Consider the following 19,742-nt stretch of genomic DNA (forward strand, 5'->3'; position numbering starts at 1 on the left):
CATGAACAACCGCATACTCGGAGCCCTGCGCTCCCCCATCACCTTCTCCGTGCTCGCGGGCGTCCTCATCGGCGCCCTCTTCCTCGTCGGCACCGGCGCGGACCCGGTCGCGGCCTACGAGGCGGTCCTCACCGGCTCGCTCGGCGCCGACGGCATCGGCTCCACGCTGACGACGGGCACCAGCGTGCTCGGCATGGCGCTCGCGCTGGCGATCCCGTTGCGGGCCGGGCTCATCAACCTGGGCGGCGACGGCCAGCTGGTCCTCGGCGGCATCACGGCGGCCGTGACCGGCCTGTACTCACCGCTGCCGGCGCCCCTCACCGTCGTGCTCGCCCTCCTCGCGGGCATGGCCGCCGGCGCCCTCTACGCCGCACTGGCCGCCCTGTGCGAGAACCACTTCGGCGTTCCGCTGCTGGTCAGCAGCCTGCTGCTGAGCTACCCGGCGGTGTCGCTCGCCTCCTACCTCGCGCGCTACCCGCTCAAGGAGCCCGGCTCCAGCCTCCCGCAGACCCGTGCCCTGCCCGACGGGGTGGCGCTGCCCGCGTTCGGTGACTCCACGGTCACCTGGGGGCTGGTTCTGGTCGTCCTCGCGGCGGCCGCCTACTGGTTCACGGACCAGCGGACCGCGATCGGGTACGAGATCCGCATGACGGGTCTCAACGCGCGGTTCTCCGCCTACGCGGGCGTCGAACGCCGGGGCCTGACCCTGAAGTTGATGTCCGTGTCGGGCGCGACCGCCGGACTCGTGGGCGCCATCGGGGTGTTGAGCTTCCCGTACCGTTTCGTGGACGGCTCGCTGACCGCACCGGGCTACACCTGGACGGGACTCACGGCCGCACTGCTGGCGACGGCGGCCCCCCTCGGCACGGTCATCGCCTCCTTCTTCTTCGCCGTCCTCCAGGTCGGCGGCCTGGCGATGGAGCGGACGACGGAGGTGCCGCGCGAGCTGACGCAGGTGCTCCAGGCGATCGTGATCGTGTTCCTGGCGGCCCGACTGCGCTTCCCCAGCAGGTGGTTCAACCGTCGTAAGGAGGCGGTGTGATGTTCTTCGACTCCGATCTCCTGATGTCGGCGCTGCGCGCGCTGACCCCGATCCTGCTGGCGGCGCTGGGCGGTGCGATCTGCGAGCGTGCGGGGGTCTTCAACATCGGCCTCGAAGGCATGATGCTGATGGGCTGCTTCACTGCCGTGGCCACGAGCTGGTTCACCGGGAGCCCGTGGCTGGGCGTGCTGGCGGCGGCCCTCGCGGCGGCGGCCTACTCGCTGATCCTGGCGGTCGGCACGGTCACGCTGCGCGGCGACGCGGTCGTCCTGGGCGTCGCCATGAACCTCCTCGCCGTGGGCCTCACCAGCTTCCTGCTGCGTACGATCTTCGGCGTGCAGGGCACTTTTGACGACCCGTCACTCGCCGGGCTGCCACTCATCGGCGGTCTGAGTCCGCTCGCCTATTTGTCGTGGGCGGCGGTCGCCGTGGCCGCGGTCATGCTGTCCCGGCATGTGTGGGGGCTCAGGCTGCGCGGGGTCGGCGAGGCGCCGGACGCGGCGGCCACGCTCGGGGTGAGCCCCGCGAAGTACAAGTACGCGGCCGTCCTGCTCTCCGGCGTCCTGTGCGGACTCGCCGGGGCCCAACTCGCGCTCGGCAATGTCACGTTGTTCACCGAGAACATGACCGCGGGCCGCGGCTGGATCGCCGTCGTCGCCGTCATGCTCGGCCGCGCCCTGCCGCTCGGCGTCCTGCTCGCCGCGCTGCTCTTCGGCCTCGCCGAGGCGGCCGGCTTCCGCCTCCAGGGCCTCGGTCTGCCCCAGCAGGCCACCGACGCCGCGCCGTACGTCGTCACGCTCGGCGCCCTCTTCCTCACCACGGCACGCCGTCGTCGCCGTGTCCGCCCGTCGTCCACCGGAGCCGCCTCATGACGCAGGACCTGCTGCCCATCACCCGCATACCCCGCACCGGCCTGCCGGCCCACGCGATCGTCGTCGGCGACCCGGCGCGCGCCGCGGCCGTCGCCGCGCTGCTCGACGGCGCCGAGGAGGTGTCGTACCACCGCGAGTACCGTGTGTTCAGCGGCAGTTGGAAGGGCCTGCCGGTCGTCGTCGCCTCGCACGGGGTGGGCGGGCCGGGCGCGATCCTGCTGTTCCAGGAGCTCGCGGACGCGGGCGTGCGAGTGCTGCTGCGGTTCGGTACGGCGGGTGCGATGAAGCCGGGGATCGCCGACGGCGACCTCGTCATCGCCGAGGCGGCCGTCCGCGACGACGGGGTCACCCAGCAGCTGCTGCCGCCGGAGTACCCGGCGGTCTCCTCCCCCGAGGCCGTCTTCGCGCTCCAGCGCGCGGCCCGCGCGGCCGACGCCCCGCACCACCGGGGTGTCGTCTGGACCCGCGCGGCCTTCCAGCCCGGCCTGCTGCCGCTGTTCTCCTACGCCGGTGCCGGCCTCGCCGCCATCGAGATGGAGCTCTCCGCCCTGCTGGTCACGGCGTCGCTGCGCGGGCTGGTCGCGGGCGGGGTGCTGGTGGTCGACGGGGCGAACGCGGACGAGCTGGTGGACGACGAGGGCACCAGCGTCTACGACCCGCACCGTGACGTGGTCGCGGCCGGTGTCGAGAAGGGGGCCGTCGTGTCGCTGGAGGCGCTGCGGCTGCTGGCCGAGGAGTACGGGCTGTGAGCATCGATCTGCTGGTGCACGGCGGTGACGTCCTGACCGTCGACGAGGCCGGGACCGTCGTACGGGACGGGGCGGTCGCGGTCCACGAGGGCGAGATCGTCGCCGTCGGCCCCGCCGAGGAGCTGAAAGCGCGCTTCACAGCCGCCGAGGACGTTGACGCGGCGGGCTGTCTCGTCCTGCCCGGCCTGGTCAACACGCACACCCACCTCGCGATGACCCTCATACGGGGTCTCGCCGACGACGTCACCCTCCAGGGGTTCCTGGAGCGGGTGCTGCCCGCCGAGGCCCGGCTGCTGGCGCCGAAGAACGTGGCTGCGGCGGTACGGCTCGCGATCGCCGAGAGCGTCCGGGCCGGGGTGACCTCCGCGCTCGACATGTACTGGTTCCACGAGGCGGCCGAGCAGGCGGCCCGGGAAGCGGGCTGGCGGCTGCACACCGGGCCCACCTTCATGGACGTACCCGAGCCGCCGGACGCGATCGCCTACGAGGACCGGCTGGAGTGGGCGCGCCGGGACCTGCTGGCGCGCGGCCCGGCCCGCCCCGGCCACCGGCCCGTGGTGTTCGCGCACTCGACGTACACCCTCTCCCCCGACCAGCTCGTCGAGATCTTCGCCCTGGCACGCGAGTTCGGCGCCCTGATCCACATCCACGCGGCCGAGAACGCCACCGAGGTCGCCACGGTCGAGGTCAAGTACGGCAAGCGTCCCGTGGAGTTGCTGGACTCGCTCGGGCTGCTCGGCGACGACGTGCTGCTGGCGCACGCCGTGGATCTGACCGGCCCGGAGATCGCGGTGCTGGCCCGCACCGGCACCTCGGTCGCCCACTGCCCGGTCTCCAACCTGAAGTTGGGCTGCGGGATCGCGCCGGTGCCGCGGCTGCTGAGCGCCGGGGTGACCGTCGGGCTGGGCACGGACGGGGCCGTCAGCTCCAACACGCTGGACGTGCTCGGGGCGGTGCGGCAGGCGGCGCTCGTGCACAAGGCGGGCGGCGACCCCACCCTCGTCGGCGCCGAACGGGCCGTACGGATGGCGACGATCGAGGGTGCGCGGGCACTGGGGCTCGGGGAGCAGTTGGGCTCGTTGGAGGTGGGCAAGCGGGCCGACCTGGTCGTCCTCGACCTGAACGCCCCGCATCTGCGGCCGCCGCATGACCCGTGGTCGACGCTCGCCTACGCGGCGCACTCGGCGGATGTACGGGACACCGTGGTCGACGGGCGGGTGCTGATGCGGGACCGGGTGCTGACCACGCTGGACGAGCCGGCCGTGATCGCCGACCTGGAAGCACTGGTCTGACCGGGGATTTCGCTCCCGCGACGCTCTTTCCGCCCCCATAATGACGTGAGACATCGGATGTCTCGACGGACATGCGCGTGAACCACAGGGAGGCCGGCCATGGCAGTGACCGACGAGGCGATCGAGAAGATCAAGGACATGATCGTCTCCGGCGCCCTGCGCCCCGGCGACCGGCTGCCGAAGGAGTCCGAACTCGCCTCGGACCTCGGGCTGTCCCGCAACTCCCTGCGCGAGGCCGTGCGCGCCCTGTCGCTGATCCGGATCCTGGACGTGCGACAGGGCGACGGCACGTACGTGACCAGCCTCGACCCCCAACTCCTGCTGGAGGCCCTGAGTTTCGTCGTCGACTTCCACCGCGACGACACGGTGCTGGAGTTCCTCGCCGTGCGCCGCATCCTGGAGCCGGCCGCGACCGGGATGGCTGCCTCCCGGGTCAGCGAGCAGCAACTGGACGCGCTCTCGGCCCAGTTGGACAAACTCGGCGCCAACCCGTCGGTGGAGGAGCTGGTCGCCTCCGATCTGGACTTCCACCGGGGCATCGTGCAGAGCTCCGGCAACTCCGTGCTGTGCTCCCTCCTCGACGGCCTGTCGGGCCCCACCACCCGGGCCCGGATCTGGCGCGGCCTGACCCAGGAGGACGCCGTCAGCCGCACACTGCACGAGCACCGCATGATCCTCACCGCCCTGCGGGACCGGGACGCGGAGGCGGCGCGGTCATGGGCGACGGTGCACATCGCGAGCGTGGAGCAGTGGCTACGCGCGTCACTGTGAAACGGGTGATTCGACCCGGCGCAGATCATCGGGGGGTGTTCCGGGGTGGCTAATGGGGCAGTGATGCGTTCACTCCCCCGTGCAAGGGGGCTGCGGACGCCCCCGCTGGACGCCGTAAGGTTGGGGCGTACGGGAGGGCACGTCGGAAGGAGGCGCTGGGTGATCGAGCTCGAGGGGGTTCCCGAGCTGATCGACCCGGTCATGGTGGCCGCGTTCGAGGGCTGGAACGATGCCGGCGACGCCGCCTCCACCGCGGTCGCGCATCTGGACAGGGAGTGGAAGGGCGAGGTGTTCGCGGCGCTGGACGCCGAGGACTACTACGACTTCCAGGTGAACCGGCCCACGGTGTGGATGGACGCCGGAGTACGCAAGATCACATGGCCCACGACGCGGCTGTCCGTGGTCCGGGTCGGCGGCGAGAAGCCGCGCGATCTCGTACTGGTCCGAGGTATCGAACCGTCCATGCGCTGGCGCTCGTTCTGCAACGAGCTGCTGGGCTTCGCCCATGAACTGGGCGTCGAGCTGGTCGTGATCCTGGGCGCTCTGCTCGGTGACACCCCGCACACGCGTCCGGTCCCGATCAGCGGGACCACGTCCGATCCGGACCTGGCCCAGCGGATGGACCTGGAGGAGACCAAGTACGAGGGGCCCACGGGCATCGTCGGCGTCCTCCAGGAGGCGTGCACGCACGCGGGTGTGCCGGCCGTGTCGCTGTGGGCGGCCGTGCCGCACTACGTGTCGCAGCCGCCGAACCCGAAGGCGACGCTGGCCCTGCTCAACCGGCTCGAGGACCTGATCGACGTGCGCATCCCGCTGGGCGAGCTGCCCGAGGACGCGCGCGCCTGGCAGGTGGGCGTGGACCAGCTGGCCGCCGAGGACACCGAGGTCGCCGAGTACGTGCAGACGCTGGAGGAGGCCCGGGACACCGCCGAGCTGCCGGAGGCGTCGGGCGAGGCGATCGCCCGCGAGTTCGAGCGGTATCTGCGGCGCCGGGACGGCGGCAGCCCGCCGGGCGGGCACGCGACGGACAGCGGCGACGGTACGTCGTATCTGCGGGACGGCCCCAGCGGTCGTACTCGCCCGCCGAAGCCGCCGAAGCCGAGCGCGGACACGGATCCCGAGCCGGGTGCGGAGTCGGGGACCGATGGCGACGATTCAGGGGATTCGTCGGAGGAGTGAGAAGCGAGACGGGGAAGGGCGGTGCGCCTGGCGCGCACCGCCCTTTGTCACGTCCCGAGGGTCGGTGTCACACCTGCGGCACCGCCACCGCGTCGTAGTCGGTGTCGGGTGTCGGCTGCTCCACGTCGAAGCGGGCGTTGGGCAGGTAGAGCCGGTCGCCCCAGGCCGCGACGGTCGTCGGGATGCGGAAGCGCGGGTCGGTGATCCGGGTGATCGCCGTGCCCTTGGTGCCGGCCGCGTTCAGGCGGAAGACGTCGATGGCGTTCTGCGCCTGCTGGACGACGTAGAAGGTCCGGCCGAGCAGCAACATGCCGTCCCCGTTGGGGAGTTTGGCGCCGCCGAGGTCGACGGCGGTGGCGGCTCCGGTGCGCGGGTCGACCCGCATGAGGGTGCCGCCGTCGGCGAAGCAGTTCACCACGAGCAGGGCGCGGCCGTCGGGGGTGCGCTCGATGCCGTTGGCGGTGAAGTCGTCGCCCTGGACCCAGTCGCCGGACAGGGGCAGCGTCGTCAGGGCCCCGGGCGCGCCGTGCTTGCCGAGGGCCACACGGTAGAGCTGGGCCTTGAAGGAGTCGGTGAACCAGGCGGCGCCCGGGGTGAGGATCACGTCGTTCACGAAGCTGCCGCCAGTGGCGTACACCTTCTCGAGGGCGCCCGAGCGGAGGTCCACCGTGCGGATCTCCCCGCTGACGCCGCCGGCGAGGAACAGCCGGCCGTGGCCGATCTTGAGGCCCACGGTGGGGTGCTCGGCGCCGAGGCCCTTGCTGACGACGGAGCCGCGGCCCGTGGCGAGGTTCGCCCGGTAGATGTCCCCGTTGGCCAGGGAGCCGAAGTAGGCGAAGGGTTTGCCGCCGATGGTGATGCCCTCGGGCTGGAAGCCGTCGGGCAGCGGGAACTGGTCGGGCCAGGCGGTTTTCGGCGCTGCGGCCGCGTGCGCGGTGCCGCCGAGCAGCGCCGCTCCCGTCAGCGCCGCTGTTCCGGTGAGCAGTCTTCTACGTGCGAAGGAACGTGCTGTGGGTGCCACTGTGCGTCCTTCTGCCAAGGGGCCGGCGATCACCGGCCGAACGGTCAACAGACGCTCTCACCCCATCACATGACCGTCACCTCCGCAGTCTTTGGCCGGATTGTGGCGGGACATCTGTTTCAGGACGGATTGCACGCGGTACCCAGTTCAACTTGTTTTCAAACCGAGTTGGCGAACACGGGGTGGACGGGGGGCCGTTCCGGTGGTTGGTTGTCCCCGGAGACGCATCGAGTCCCCAGCAGGACGCACCACCCGCAACCAGGCACCCGCAAGGACCGAAGGGAGCGGCACCCGATGAGCGACCAGGTACAGCCGGCGCAGGGCCCGGGAGCGTCCGGGCCGGGGCCCGACGGAGCGGGATTCACCTATCGAGGGGCCGAGCAGGAACTGATCGTCGTCGCCCGCCCCGAGGCCCGGCTGCGTGCCGGCGCCGAGGGCGTACGGTCGGCGGCCGGCGCCGACGTCTCGGCCCTCAACATGTTCCTCAGCGACGAACAGCTCGCTCTGGAACCCCTGTTCGGCAGCGAGGAGAGGCTTCAGCAGTCGGCCACGGCGAACACCGAGAACGTGCCCGACCTCGCGCTGTTCTACCGGGTCAGCGGCGACCGCAGCCGCGCCGAGGAACTGCGCTCGCGGATCGCCGCGCTGCCGGGCATCGACACCGCGTACGTGAAGCCGGGCGCCGTCCCCGCCTCCCTGGGGCAGGTCGGCGAGGAGAGCGGTCGGCTGAAGGAAGGCGCCCCGGTCACCCCGGACTTCAGCAGCCGGCAGGGCTATCTGGGGCCCGCCCCCGAGGGGATCGACGCCCGCTGGGCCTGGCAGCGGCCCGGCGGCACCGGTCAGGGCGTGACCGTGATCGACGTCGAGGGCTCCTGGCAGCTCGGTCACGAGGACCTGGCCGCCAAGCTGGCCGGCGTCGTGGTCGGCACCCCGCTGACCGACCTGGCCTGGCGCAACCACGGCACCGCGGTGATCGGCGTGATCGGCGGCGACCGCACCGAGTTCGGGGTCACGGGCGTCGTACCGGACGCGGTGACCGCGGCCGCGTCCTTCCAGGGCATCGGCACCGCGGCCGCGATCCACGCGGCGGCGGACCGGCTCGGCCCCGGCGACATCGTGCTGGTCGAGCTGCACCGCCCGGGCCCGCGGCTGGACTTCGCCGACCGCGACGACCAGAAGGGCTACGTCGCCCTCGAATGGTGGCCGGACGACTTCGCGGCCGTCCGGTACGCCACCGCCAAGGGCGTGATCGTCGTGGCGGCCGCGGGCAACGGGTCCGAGTCCCTCGACGACGCCGTCTACGAGCGCCGCCCGGACGCGTTCCCGGAGTGGTGGCGCAATCCGTTCAACCCGTCCAACCAGTCCTCCGGCGCGATCCTGGTCGGCGCGGGCGCCCCGCCGCCCGGCACGCACGGCCGCGACCACGGCCCGGACCGCTCCCGGCTCGCGTTCTCCAACTACGGTGCCCGCGTGGACGCCCAGGGCTGGGGCCGCGAGGTCACCACCACCGGCGGCTTCTGGGACCGGCCCGGCGACCTGCAGGGCGGGGCCGAGGAGATCGCCTGGTACACGGACACGTTCTCCGGGACGTCCTCGGCCTCGCCGATGGTGGTCGGCGCGCTGGCCGCGCTCCAGGGCATGCTGAAGGCGGCCGGCCAGGCACCGATGTCCCCGGAGCGGGCCCGCGCGATGCTGCGGGCGACCGGCTCCCCGCAGCAGGACGCGCCGGGCCGGCCCGCGTCCCAGCGGATCGGCAGCCGGCCCGACATCAAGGCGGCGGTCACCCATCTGCTGCCGCACGCGGTCGGCTCGGGTCAGGCCGAACGGTACTGGGACGAGCTGCTGCCGTATCCGCGCGAACTCCCGCCGAGGCTCCGGCTGTTCGTGGCCGGCGGCTGGCGGAACCTCAACCATCCCTCCCCGGAGATCCGCCAGGCGGTGCACTCCGCCTTCGCGGGGGGACGGCCCGACGTCCGCGTGTGGTTCGCGGACGACGATGTCGTCGGCCTGGTCGTGACGGGCTGACGACAGCACATCCCAACCATCAAGGGAAGGTGACACCCGCATGAACACCACCCCGCAGATGAGCCAACTGGGACCACAGCAGGGCCAGCAAGGTCAGCAAGGCCAGCAGGGACAGCAGTTCCCGAGCACCTCTCCGTACCAGCAGCAACAGCAGCAGCCGTTCGGCCAGCAGGGCTTCGGTCAGCAGGGCGTCGGCCAGCAGCAGCCCTACGGCATGGGCGGCGGCTCGCTGGAGCAGCTCCAGCAGCTCGGCCAGCAGCAGCCCTACCAGCAGCTGCTCCAGCAGCTCGGCCAGCAGCCCTTCGCTCAGCAGCAGGGCTTCGGCCAGCAGCAGGGCCAGCAACAGGGCCAGCAACAGGGCCAGCAACAGGACCAGCAACAACAGCAACAGGTCGAGCAGCAGGTGCAGCAGCACATCCACCAGATCGCCCAGGCCGCCGTGCAGTACTTGCAGCAGCAGGTGCAGACGCAGGCGTTCCAGGCCGGCATCGCGAACGGCTACATCGATGTCGTCCAGCCGCTGCCGGGGCAGCCGAGTGTGATCGGGCTGCTGATCGGCGGTCAGCTGAGGGTCCTGTTCAACCCCAACCCGCAGACCCACGACCAGGTCCAGGAGGCGTTCGCCTTCGGCCACCAGGTCATCGGCATCTGGGACTCGCAGACCCCGCAGATCCTGCGCAGCATCCAGGTCCGCAAGATCTGACCGGCACCAGGTGACACGAAGGGCGCTTCCCCCGTCGGGGAAGCGCCCTTCTCGGTACCGGAGCGCTACAGCGCGACGCCGAGCAGCGCGTCCACCGCGCGCGAGACGACGCCGGGGGCGCTCTCGTCCGTGCCGCCGGACTCCTCCTGGCGGGCCGCCCAGCGGTCTACCGCGGCGAGCGCGGCCGGGGCGTCGAGGTCGTTCGCGAGGGCCTCGCGGATCTCCTCGACGAGAGCCTCGGCGGCCGGGCCGTCAGGCCGGGAGACGGCGGCACGCCACCGTCCGAGCCGCGCGACCGCGTCCTGGAGCACCTGGTCGGTCCACTCCCAGTCGGCCCGGTAGTGGTGGGCGAGCAGGGCGAGCCGGATCGCGGCCGGGTCGACGCCCGCGCGGCGCAGCGCCGAGACGAAGACGAGGTTGCCCTTGGACTTGGACATCTTCTCGCCGTGCAGGGCGACCATGCCGGCGTGGACGTACGCCTTGGCCATGGGGAACTCGCCGGTGAGCACCTGGGCGTGCGAGGCGCCCATCTCGTGGTGCGGGAAGGCGAGGTCGGAGCCGCCGCCCTGGACGTCGAAGGTCATGCCGAGGTGGTCGAGGGCGATGGCGACGCACTCGATGTGCCAGCCGGGCCGGCCGCGGCCCAGCGAGCCGCCGTCCCAGCTCGGCTCGCCCGGGCGGGCGGCCATCCACAGCATCGGGTCGAGCGGGTTCTTCTTGCCCGCCCGGTCCGGGTCGCCGCCGCGCTCGGCGGACAGCAGCCGCATGGCGGCGGCGTCGAGGTTGGAGACCTTGCCGAAGTTCGGGTCGGACTCGACGGAGAAGTAGATGTCGCCTTCGAGCTCATAGGCGGCGCCCGCGTCCCGCAGCCGCTCCACCAGCGGAACGATGCCGGGTATCGCCTCCACGGCACCGATGTAGTGCTGCGGCGGGAGCATCCGCAGGGCGGTCATGTCCTCGCGGAAGAGGGCCGTCTCCTTCTCGGCGAGGGCGACCCAGTCGATACTGTCCCGCTCGGCGCGCTCCAGGAGCGGGTCGTCGACGTCGGTGACGTTCTGGACGTAGTGAACCTGCCGCTTGGTGTCGAGCCACACGCGCTGCACGAGGTCGAACGCGTTGTAGGTCGCCGCGTGTCCCATGTGGGTGGCGTCGTACGGCGTGATGCCGCAGACGTAGATTCGGGCGACGGGACCGGGGTCGAGGGAGACCAGACCGCCGGTCGCGGTGTCGTGGATCCTCAGGTCGCGGCCCTGACCAGGCAGGGCGGGGACCTCGGAAGCGGGCCAGGCATGCATGTCATGAGCCTAACCGGACGGATGTTCCGTATACGAACCGGACCGGGCCGGATGGCCGGTAAGGCGGTCTTGCGCACTGTCGTCCAGTGTGCTGCTACACCGGCGGCCAGGGAATGGCCGGCCACTCACCGCTCGGCTCCGGGTGCTTCCCGGTGGCGAGCAGTTCGTCCACACGCGCGCGTGTGGCGTCGAGTTCGGCAGGGGTGATGAGTACGGCCAGACGGGCGGCCAGGGCTCCTTCGGCGCCGAGTGCCTCCTTGAGGCCCTTGAGGACGTCGACCGCCTCCCCTGTCAGGGGCTCGCCCGCCCAGCCCCACAGCAGGGTGCGGAGCTTGTTGTCGACGTTGAAGGTGACGCCGTGGTCGATGCCGTACAGGCGCTCCCCGGCGGGCAGCAGATGGCCGCCCTTGCGGTCCGCGTTGTTGATCACGGCGTCCAGGACGGCCAGCCGGCGCAGCCGTTCGTCGTCGGCGTGCACCAGCAGCGCGGTCTTGCCTTCGCCGACCTCGGCGAAGCCGATGGCCTTCCAGCCGGGCTCGGGTTCCTCGCCGTCGACCAGGGCGAGCAGCTCGGCGCCGGGCGCGCCCTCGATCCACAGCTGGACCATGCCCTCGCCGAACGGCCCGTCGCGCAGCACGGTGGGCGGGACCAGGCCCCAGCCGGTCGCCTCGGACACCTCGTAGGCGGCGACCTCGCGCTGGGCGAGGGTGCCGTCCGGGAAGTCCCACAGGGGGCGCTCGCCGCGGACGGGCTTGTAGACGCAGTAGGCCTCCTGGCCGTCGTGCTCCACGGAGCAGTACAGCACCGCGTTGGAGGCGTCCCGGATCTGTCCGCGCACCGTCAGCTCACCGCGGGTGAGCAGCTCGGCCGTGGTCACGCCCCGCGGCGGTATCCGTTCTGGCGCGGACATACGTGTCCTTCCGGGTCGAGCGGGAGGCTGCACAGCGGGCACGGCGGCCGCCCGGCGTTGACGACGTCCAGGGCCCGCTTGGCGAAGGCTCGCGCCTGCGCGCCGGTGAGCCGGACCCGCAGCATCGGGGGGCCGTTCTCCTCGTCCTGGAGGAGCCTTTCCTCGGCCTCGGCGAGGTCCTCCTCGGACTCCGCGTCGAGTTCCACGAGGGCCTGCGCCTCGACGATCATGCGCTGCTCCTCACCGTCCCAGGCCAGCGCCATGGTGCCGACGCGGAACTCCTCCTCGACGGGGGTGTCCAGCGGGGCGGTGTCGGAGATCTCGGTGGGTGCCACGGCCGGGACGGAGGCGTTGCCGCCGCTGCGCCGGACCACTTCGTCCAGCAGTTCGTCCATGCGCTCGGCGAGGGCGGCGACCTGGGTCTTCTCCAGGGCCACGCTGGTCACCCGGGAACCCGCGATGGCCTGGAGGAAGAACGTACGGCGTCCGGGCAGTCCGACCGTGCCGGCCACGAAGCGGTCCGGAGGGTCGTAGAGGAACACCTGACGGGACACGTCCTGTCTCCTGGAGTCGTGATGGGTACGGCGCTACTGCGACCGCTTCACCCTACTGCGCCCGACGATCACGGTGCGCCCGCACCACCCCCGACCGGGGCGTCGTCCGCGGGCGGTGTCTCGCGCGGCGCCAGGGAGGCGAAGTCACCGGTGTCGCCGAGGCGTACGAGGAACGGGCGCAGACGGGTGTAACGGATCGCGGTGATGGAACACGGATCGACAGAGATTCGCTGGAAGAGGTCGAGATGAAGTCCGAGCGCGTCCGCGACGAGCGACTTGATGATGTCGCCGTGCGAGCACATGAGGTAGACGGCGTCGGCGCCGTGGTCGCGCTCCACGCGCGCGTTCCACTCCCGTACGGCCTCGGCGGCGCGGGTCTGCATGGCCCGCATCGACTCGCCGCCGGGGAACGCCGCCGCCGACGGGTGGGCCTGGACGACCTCCATCAGGGGCTCGTCCATGAGCTCGGCGAGCTTGCGGCCCGACCAGTCGCCGTAGTGGCACTCGCCGATCCGGTCGTCGGTGTGGACGGTCAGCCCGGGCCGGGCGTCCAGGAGGGGCTGGAGCGTCTCCTGGCAGCGCTGGAGCGGGCTGCTGACGATCTCGGCGAGGGGCAGTTCGGCGAGCCGCTGGGGCAGCGCGGCGGCCTGGGTCCGGCCGCGTTCGTCCAGGGCGACACCGGGGGTCCATCCGGCGAGCAGTCCCTCGGTGTTGGCGGTGGATCGTCCGTGCCGGACGAGGATCAGCGTGGGCATGCGGCCCAGGGTAGGCGCACACGCGCGTGCGCCGGTGAGCGAGTGACGGGAGAATACGCACCGTGATCGTGGACTGTGCCGTCTACCGCGACGGACACCGCACCGAGGGCCCCGACGACCTGTCCGACGCCCTGGCGGAGGCGCGGGCCGGGGGCGGGTTCGTCTGGATCGGGCTGCACGAGCCGTCGGAACGGGAGTTCGACCTCGTCACCCAGGAGTTCGGGCTGCACCCGCTGGCGGTCGAGGACGCCCTGAAGGCCCATCAGCGGCCCAAGCTGGAGGTCTACGACGACTCCCTCTTCCTCGTCCTCAAACCGGTCGTGTACGAGCCCGACAGCGACCAGGTCTCCACCGGCGAGGTGATGCTGTTCCTCGGCGACTCCTTCGTGGTGACCGTCCGGCACGGCGAGGGCGCCCCGCTGAAGGCCGTACGACGGCGTCTGGAGCAGGAGCCGGACATGCTCCACAAGGGGCCCACGGCGGTGCTGTACGCCATCTCGGACGCCGTCGTCGACCACTACCTGGAGGTGGCGACCGAGCTCCAGACGGACCTGGAGGAACTGGAGGCGGAGGTGTTCTCGCCGGACGGGGGCGGCGGCTCCCGGAACACGGCGTCGCGGATCTACACCTTCAAGCGGCAGATCCTGGAGTTCCGCCGGGCGACCGGCCCGCTGACGCTGCCGCTGAACCGGCTGGCGGGGATCGGCCAGTTCGGCGGCTCGGTGCCGTTCGTCAGCGAGAAGGCGCGGCCGTTCTTCCGGGACGTCAACGACCACCTCATGCGCGTGAACGAGTCCGTGGAGGGCCTGGACCGGTTGGTGTCGGACATCCTGTCGGCGCATCTGGCGCAGATGAGCGTCCGGCAGAACGACGACATGCGGAAGATCTCCGCGTGGGCGGCCATGGCCGCGATCCCCACGATGATCGCGGGGATCTACGGCATGAACTTCGACCACATGCCGGAGCTGCACTGGGTGTGGTCGTATCCGGCGGTGATCGCGCTGATGGCCGTCCTGGAGGTCCTGCTGTACCGGACGTTCAAGCGCCGCGGCTGGCTCTAGACCCCCGGGTCAGGCGAACTCGGGAGCGGCGGTGGCCGGGCCGCCGAGCGCGTCGCGCCGTTCGGGCATCTTCAGGGACACCATGCGGCGCCAGCCCGCCGCGCGTTCGTAGGCGTACACGGCGTGGATGCCCGCCGCGAGGACCGCCGACTTGGCCTTGGGCCAGCCCAGGATGCGGCCCATGTGGGCCATGACGGCGAGGCTGACGTCACGGTAGACGCGGATCTCGGCGAGCGCGCACTCCCGGAGGGTGCGCTGGATGTCCCGGCCGTGGCCCGCGTGGGCGAAGCGCAGCAACTCCTCGTGGCAGTAGGCGAGGTGGTTGTCCTCGTCGTTGGAGATCATCTTCACCGCGCGCCCGAGGTCGGGGTGGTCGGCGAAGTGCTTGCGCAGCAGCTCCATCTGCTCGGAGGCGCGCTGTTCGGTGACCCTGCTGTGCGAGAGGTAGGTCACGATGTCCCGCACGGTGAGCGGCTGGTCGGCCTTGAGCTTGTCGTGGGCGAGACCGATGCCGTTCCGCTCCAGGAGCATCGTGTAGTCGGTCTCGGGGGGTACGGGCACGGGGTCGAGGCCGCGCTTCTTCATCAGGGCGTTGAAGATCCGGCCGTGTTTGTCCTCGTCGGCGCCGTGCCGGGTGATCTTGGGGGCGAGTTCGCGCTCGCTCTCCGGGACCAGGGCGGCGATGCGGGCGTTCTCCCAGCCTCCCTGCGACTCGCCGCTGGCGGCGATGGAACAGAACAGGCGGAAGGAATCGTCGTTGTCGAGGATCTCGGTGAACAGACTCTTGGCCGAAAGCATCGTGGCACCTCTCTGCGGGACTCCGCGGCAATCCCCGGAGAACGAGTCAAATGCGGCGAGAGAGGTGCTGCAACAGCTGTGTCGGACAACTCCGCCAAAAGGAGGACCCATGAGGTCACGTCGGGGGCGTAACCCGGCGGGCACGCGCGCGTTGTTCTGCGTGACGGCCGTGGCGGGGAAGACCCCCGAGCCCCCACCACGGCCGCAGAAACCTCCGGCGGTCTTGAAGCGCGTGTGACGGCGCCCGCCGTTGTGTCATCCGACCCGCCGCCGTCACGGCGGCCGGCCCGCTGTTACGCCAGTCCGGACCGCTCCAGGGCCTCGGCCCCGGCGCGGAGCGCGGCGATCCGCTCGTCGAGCGTGAAGCCCGCGGGAGCGAGACTCAGCGAGGTGACACCGGCCGCCGCGTACTCCTTCATCCGGTCCGCGATGCGGTCCACGGAACCCAGCAGCGTCGTCTGGTCGATGAGGTCGTGCGGGATCGCCGCCGCGGCGCCCTGCTTGTCGCCCGCGAGGTACTTCTCCTGCACCTCGGCGGCCGCCGCCTCGAAGCCCATGCGCTGGGCGAGCTGGTTGTAGAAGTTCTGCTTGGCGCTGCCCATGCCGCCGACGTACAGGGCCGTGTAGGGGCGGAAGGTGTCGGCGAGGGTGGCCACGTCCTTGTCCTCGCCCAGGGCGAGCGGCAGCGTCGGGTGGACGTCGAACCCTTCGAGGGTCTTCCCGGCCTTCTCGCGCCCGGCCCGCAGGTACTTGATCGTGGTCTCCTCCAGGTGCGCCGCGGAGGGGAAGATCAGCAGCGCGCCGTCGGCGATCTCGCCGGTCTGCTCCAGGTTCTTGGGGCCGATCGCGGCGATGTAGAGCGGGATGTGCTCGCGCTCCGGGTGCACGGTCAGCTTCAGGGGCTTGCCGGGGCCGCCGGGCAGCGGCAGGGTCCAGTGCGCGCCGTCGTAGGACAGCCGCTCGCGGGTCATGGCCTTGCGCACGATCTCGACGTACTCACGCGTGCGGGCCAGCGGCTTGTCGAACTTGACGCCGTACCAGCCCTCGGACACCTGCGGCCCGGAAACGCCGAGGCCGAGGCGGAAACGGCCGTGGGAGAGCGAGTCCAGGGTGGCGGCGGTCATGGCCGTCATCGCGGGCTGGCGGGCCGGGATCTGGAAGATGGCCGAGCCGACGTCGATGCGCTCGGTCTGCGCCGCGACCCAGCTGAGCACGGTGGCCGCGTCGGATCCGTAGGCCTCGGCGGCCCAGCACACGGCGTAGCCGAGGCGGTCGGCCTCCTGGGCGACGGCGAGATTGTCCGCGTCCATTCCGGCGCCCCAGTAACCCAGGTTGATGCCGAGTTGCATGGCCGATTCCCCTTACCGATCAGTAACGTCCCTTGTGGGGTGACCTTAGCGCGGGGGCTTGGATCGGGGCAGTTCGCGGTCGTGTTCTTCCGCCCACAGCGATGCCGTGACGATCAGGGAAACTGGTTGTCCACAGGCCCCCACACCACTGGTTCAGGCCAGTAATGTCGGCGCTCATGGAGCAGAGGCATCTCGGCCGCACCGGCCTGCGTGTGTCCCGTATCGGACTCGGCACCCTCACGTGGGGCAGGGACACCGACGAGCACGACGCCGCGGACCTCTTGAAGACGTTCTGGGAAGCGGGCGGCAGCCTCGTCGACACGGCGGATGTGTACGGCGACGGGGAGGCCGAGTACCTGCTCGGACGCCTCATAGAAGGCCTGGTCCCGCGCCGGGACCTGGTCATCTCCACCAAGGCGGGCAGCGTGCCGGACCCGGACCGCCGCTTCGACGGCTCGCGCGGCCATCTGCTCTCCGCGCTGGACGCCTCCCTCACCCGCCTCGGCACGGACTACGTCGACGTGTGGCACGTCCACGCCTACGACCCCGAGACCCCCCTGGAGGAGACCCTCCAGGCGCTCGACCTGGCGGTCAGCAGCGGCCGCGCGCGCTACGCCGCCGTCTCCAACTTCTGCGGCTGGCAACTGGCCAAGGCCGCGACCTGGCAGCTGGCGGCACCGGGCACCCGGACCCGGCTGGCCGCCACGCAGCTGGAGTACTCCCTGCTTCAGCGGGGCGTCGAGCGCGAGGTGCTGCCGGCCGCGCTGGACCTGGGCATCGGGCTGCTGCCCTCCTCCCCGCTGGGCCGGGGAGTGCTGACGGGCAAATACCGGGGGGACGTCACGCCCGCCGACTCGCGGGGTGCCTCCGAGCATCTGGCGCCGTTCGTCGAGCCCTACCTCGACGACACCGCGAGCCGCATCGTGGACGCCGTGCAGACCGCGGCCGACGGGCTCGCGGTGACCCCGCTCCAGGTGGCCCTCGCATGGGTCCGCGACCGGCCCGGGGTGACCGCCCCGATCGTCGGCGCGCGCAACGCGCAGCAGCTCACGGCGGCATTGTCAGTGGAGGCCCTTAGTCTTCCTGACGAGATCTGCCGGGCGCTCGACGACGTGTCGGCGCCCGTGCACCGCTATCCCGATCACGACTGGAGCACGCTGTGAGCACGGAGCCGGGGCCCACGGAGGAGACCGAGCCGGAGGAGGCGCCGACCGGGGAGGACACCGCGACGGCGACCGGAGAGCAGGCCGGTGCCGTGGAGAGCGAGGCCACGACCGGCGGCGAGGGCGACGCCGCTGCCCGGTTGTCGGAGGCCGAGGCCGAGCTGGCGGCGCAGAAGGTCGAGCGGGAGCGGATCGCGCGGCGGAAGGCCGAGAAGCAGGGGCCCGTCGAGAGCGGGGCGAAGCTCAGCGGCAAGGCCGCCGATCTGCTCGCGGCGGTGCGGGCGGTGGAGAGCGGGGCCAAGCCGGTGGCGGCGGTCTTCAGCGAACCCCCGGCACCGCGCCGGCCCGCGCCGGAACCGGTACAGCGCCCCCAGCCCGTCGCCGCCGACGTCCCCGCGGCGCCCGCCGCCGAGACCGTCGAGTCCGTGCGTGGCGTCCTGGCCGAGGGCGGCGCCCCCGAAGCGCTCGTCCCGCAGGTCGCCGCCGCGCTCGGGGAGGGCGCGGCCGAGCAGCTGCGCGCCGATCCCTGGCAGTTGCTGCGCGTCACCGGCGTACGTCCGGAGCAGGCCGACGGGTTCGCGCGGGCGTTGCTGGGCGCGGAGTGCGGCCCGGACGACGAACGCCGGGGCCGTGCCGTGACCGTCTGGCTGCTGGAGCAGGCCGCGCTGGCCGGGCACACCGCCCTCGAACTGCCCACACTCGTCGCCGCGCTGGGCAAGCAGGGCGTGCCGGACGCCGACGCGGCCGTGCAGAACACCCTCGCGGAGGCCGAGGCCCTGGTCTTCCAGGACGCCCTCGACCCGCGGGCCCCGGAGCCCGCGGACGAGGACGAGGAGCGCCCGGTCCGCGTCCTGGTCGGTCTGGAGCGGTACGCGCTGGCCGAGGAGAGCCTCGCCGACGGACTGGCCCGGCTGATCAACTCGGCGCCGAAGCAGGACGGATCGGCCGAGGACTGGGAGCGCGCCGCGGGCGCCGCGCAGGCGTCGGCCGGCGAGCTGATCCGCGCGGTCGCGGGCCACGGCCTGGTCCTGCACACCGGCGGGGAGGCGTCCCTGGCGGAACCGGCGGCGCTGCTCCAGGCCGCCCGGGAACTCGGCCTGCGCGCCTGGGCGGCGGCCCACGGCCCGCTCGGACGCGACCGCTTCGCCGCGCTGCTCCCCGAGGCGACCACCGTGACGACGGTCAGCGGTCTCCTGTCCGGCGCCGCGGGTCCGGGCCGGGACGCCGACGGCGCCCTCGACCTGGACCTCCTTGTCGTGCTCGACGCCCCGCAGCTGGACGTGGAGACGGCGGCGCTGCTCACGGAGTCGTTGCCGGACGGGGCGCGGCTGCTGCTGGCCGGAGACCCGGCGGTGCTGTGGTCGGCGGGCCCGGGGCGGGTGTTCGCCGATCTGCTGGCCGCGCGGGTCTGCCCCCAGGTCGCCTCCCGGCGCCCCGACCCCGGTCCGCTCGGTGAGCTGGTCTCCGGTATCGGCATCGGCGAGCTGAACCAGGTCGAGGCCCCCGGCAAGGAGGTCGTGATCGTGCCGGTGCGGGACGCGGGCGAGGCCGTGCACCGGACCGTGCAGCTCGTCGCCGACTCGGTGCCCCGGGCGATCGGCGTCCCGCCCGAGGACACCCAGGTCATCACCCCGGGCCACGGCGGAGCGGCGGGCACCCGTGCCCTCAACGCCGCCCTCAAGGAGCGCCTCAACCCGGGCCCGGGCCGCTTCGGCGGCTTCGACCCCGGCGACCGGGTCGCCTACTCCCCCACCCCGGGCCGCACCCTGCCGGGTCAGGTGGTGAAGGCCGACGCGGAGGGCCTGCACCTGACCTGCTCGGGCGAGGCCGTGGTCGTCCCGAAGGACCGCGTGGACCAGTCCGTCCGCCACGGCTGGGCCCTGACCGCCCACCAGGCGGTCGGCGGCCGCTGGCCGGCGGTCGTGGTGGTTCTCCCGGGCGACGCCACCCAGTCCCTGACCCGCCCATGGGTCTACACGGCCTTCGGCAGGGCCGCACGCCACCTGTCGGTGGTGCACGGCGCGGACCAGGCCCTGCCGAGGGCAGTGACAGAGATCGGCCCGAAGCCCCGCACAACCCGTCTGCCGGTACTTCTCAGCCCACAGCTGGGTCAACCCACCTAGGGGCGCGGGGAACTGCGCGACCAGCCACAACGAAGCCGCGGCCGCGCACGCACCGAACCCTCACGGCGAAACCGCGCAAA

The 19,742-nt window shown here is 72.1% G+C and carries 19 protein-coding genes; 11 read left to right on the plus strand and 8 right to left on the minus strand.

The features are described 5' to 3' along the window. The first annotated feature begins 1 nt into the window (after window position 1). The 6 genes from EJC51_RS11070 to EJC51_RS11095 all read left to right on the plus strand — a co-directional run bounded on the left by EJC51_RS11070 (window position 2) and on the right by EJC51_RS11095 (window position 5,905). Window positions 2–1,042, plus strand: coding sequence for an ABC transporter permease (locus EJC51_RS11070; protein WP_126270905.1), 1,041 nt, complete (start codon window positions 2–4; stop codon window positions 1,040–1,042). Beyond that, complete coding sequence (locus EJC51_RS11075; protein ID WP_126270906.1) at window positions 1,042–1,914, plus strand: ABC transporter permease; 873 nt, start codon at window positions 1,042–1,044, stop codon at window positions 1,912–1,914. Before EJC51_RS11070 ends, EJC51_RS11075 begins: the two co-directional genes overlap by 1 nt. Then, a complete protein-coding gene (locus EJC51_RS11080; protein ID WP_126270907.1) occupies window positions 1,911–2,663 on the plus strand; it encodes a nucleoside phosphorylase in 753 nt (250 codons plus the stop codon). The genes EJC51_RS11075 and EJC51_RS11080 overlap by 4 nt, the downstream gene beginning before the upstream one ends. Then, window positions 2,660–3,955 carry an amidohydrolase gene (locus EJC51_RS11085; protein WP_126270908.1) on the plus strand — a complete coding sequence of 432 codons (1,296 nt, stop codon included), beginning with the start codon at window positions 2,660–2,662 and terminating at the stop codon, window positions 3,953–3,955. Before EJC51_RS11080 ends, EJC51_RS11085 begins: the two co-directional genes overlap by 4 nt. Before the next feature lie 99 nt (window positions 3,956–4,054). Next, a complete protein-coding gene (locus tag EJC51_RS11090) occupies window positions 4,055–4,726 on the plus strand; it encodes a FadR/GntR family transcriptional regulator (protein WP_126270909.1) in 672 nt (223 codons plus the stop codon). 159 nt (window positions 4,727–4,885) lie between these two features. After that, on the plus strand, window positions 4,886–5,905 hold the full coding sequence (locus tag EJC51_RS11095; RefSeq protein ID WP_126270910.1) for a PAC2 family protein: 1,020 nt from the start codon (window positions 4,886–4,888) through the stop codon (window positions 5,903–5,905). 67 nt (window positions 5,906–5,972) lie between these two features. Here the strand turns inward: EJC51_RS11095 and EJC51_RS11100 are convergent, their stop codons facing one another. After that, the gene (locus EJC51_RS11100) at window positions 5,973–6,926 is read right to left on the minus strand and encodes an SMP-30/gluconolactonase/LRE family protein (protein WP_126270911.1); all 954 of its coding nucleotides are present in this window, start codon (window positions 6,924–6,926) and stop codon (window positions 5,973–5,975) included. A 294-nt stretch (window positions 6,927–7,220) separates the two neighbouring features. On the opposite strand from EJC51_RS11100, the gene EJC51_RS11105 reads away from it, so the two are divergent. Beyond that, the gene (locus EJC51_RS11105; RefSeq protein WP_126270912.1) at window positions 7,221–8,951 is read left to right on the plus strand and encodes a S8 family peptidase; all 1,731 of its coding nucleotides are present in this window, start codon (window positions 7,221–7,223) and stop codon (window positions 8,949–8,951) included. Between the two features lie 19 nt (window positions 8,952–8,970). Here the strand turns inward: EJC51_RS11105 and EJC51_RS48640 are convergent, their stop codons facing one another. Beyond that, a complete protein-coding gene (locus EJC51_RS48640) occupies window positions 8,971–9,372 on the minus strand; it encodes a hypothetical protein (protein WP_244362583.1) in 402 nt (133 codons plus the stop codon). Here EJC51_RS48640 and EJC51_RS48645 point away from each other — a divergent pair. Then, the gene (locus tag EJC51_RS48645; RefSeq protein ID WP_244362585.1) at window positions 9,355–9,654 is read left to right on the plus strand and encodes a hypothetical protein; all 300 of its coding nucleotides are present in this window, start codon (window positions 9,355–9,357) and stop codon (window positions 9,652–9,654) included. The genes EJC51_RS48640 and EJC51_RS48645 overlap by 18 nt on opposite strands. A gap of 65 nt (window positions 9,655–9,719) precedes the next feature. Here EJC51_RS48645 and mshC read toward each other — a convergent pair whose 3' ends face one another. The 4 genes from mshC to EJC51_RS11130 all read right to left on the minus strand — a co-directional run bounded on the left by mshC (window position 9,720) and on the right by EJC51_RS11130 (window position 13,168). Then, window positions 9,720–10,949, minus strand: a complete 1,230-nt coding sequence (gene mshC, locus EJC51_RS11115; protein WP_126270914.1) for a cysteine--1-D-myo-inosityl 2-amino-2-deoxy-alpha-D-glucopyranoside ligase — start codon at window positions 10,947–10,949, stop codon at window positions 9,720–9,722. Between the two features lie 94 nt (window positions 10,950–11,043). Next, the gene (locus tag EJC51_RS11120; protein ID WP_126270915.1) at window positions 11,044–11,859 is read right to left on the minus strand and encodes an SCO1664 family protein; all 816 of its coding nucleotides are present in this window, start codon (window positions 11,857–11,859) and stop codon (window positions 11,044–11,046) included. Next, a complete protein-coding gene (locus EJC51_RS11125) occupies window positions 11,823–12,413 on the minus strand; it encodes a DUF3090 domain-containing protein (protein WP_079308586.1) in 591 nt (196 codons plus the stop codon). Before EJC51_RS11125 ends, EJC51_RS11120 begins: the two co-directional genes overlap by 37 nt. 68 nt (window positions 12,414–12,481) lie before the next feature. Continuing rightward, window positions 12,482–13,168 carry a histidine phosphatase family protein gene (locus EJC51_RS11130; protein WP_126270916.1) on the minus strand — a complete coding sequence of 229 codons (687 nt, stop codon included), beginning with the start codon at window positions 13,166–13,168 and terminating at the stop codon, window positions 12,482–12,484. 62 nt (window positions 13,169–13,230) lie between these two features. Here EJC51_RS11130 and corA point away from each other — a divergent pair, with 62 nt between their 5' ends. Further along, a complete protein-coding gene (gene corA / locus EJC51_RS11135) occupies window positions 13,231–14,229 on the plus strand; it encodes a magnesium/cobalt transporter CorA (RefSeq protein WP_165951300.1) in 999 nt (332 codons plus the stop codon). A 9-nt stretch (window positions 14,230–14,238) separates the two neighbouring features. On the opposite strand, the gene EJC51_RS11140 is transcribed toward corA, so the two are convergent. Beyond that, complete coding sequence (locus EJC51_RS11140; protein WP_126270918.1) at window positions 14,239–15,027, minus strand: ferritin-like domain-containing protein; 789 nt, start codon at window positions 15,025–15,027, stop codon at window positions 14,239–14,241. A 293-nt stretch (window positions 15,028–15,320) separates the two neighbouring features. Further along, complete coding sequence (locus EJC51_RS11145) at window positions 15,321–16,376, minus strand: LLM class F420-dependent oxidoreductase (protein WP_126270919.1); 1,056 nt, start codon at window positions 16,374–16,376, stop codon at window positions 15,321–15,323. A 176-nt stretch (window positions 16,377–16,552) separates the two neighbouring features. Here EJC51_RS11145 and EJC51_RS11150 point away from each other — a divergent pair, with 176 nt between their 5' ends. Beyond that, window positions 16,553–17,539, plus strand: coding sequence for an aldo/keto reductase (locus EJC51_RS11150; protein WP_126270920.1), 987 nt, complete (start codon window positions 16,553–16,555; stop codon window positions 17,537–17,539). Then, window positions 17,536–19,662: an ATP-dependent DNA helicase gene (locus tag EJC51_RS11155; RefSeq protein ID WP_166682847.1), complete on the plus strand. Its 2,127-nt coding sequence runs from the start codon at window positions 17,536–17,538 to the stop codon at window positions 19,660–19,662. The genes EJC51_RS11150 and EJC51_RS11155 overlap by 4 nt, the downstream gene beginning before the upstream one ends. Window positions 19,663–19,742: the final 80 nt, after the last annotated feature.

It is taken from the genome of Streptomyces aquilus, from assembly GCF_003955715.1.
GTDB classification, from domain to species: Bacteria; Actinomycetota; Actinomycetes; order Streptomycetales; family Streptomycetaceae; genus Streptomyces; species Streptomyces aquilus.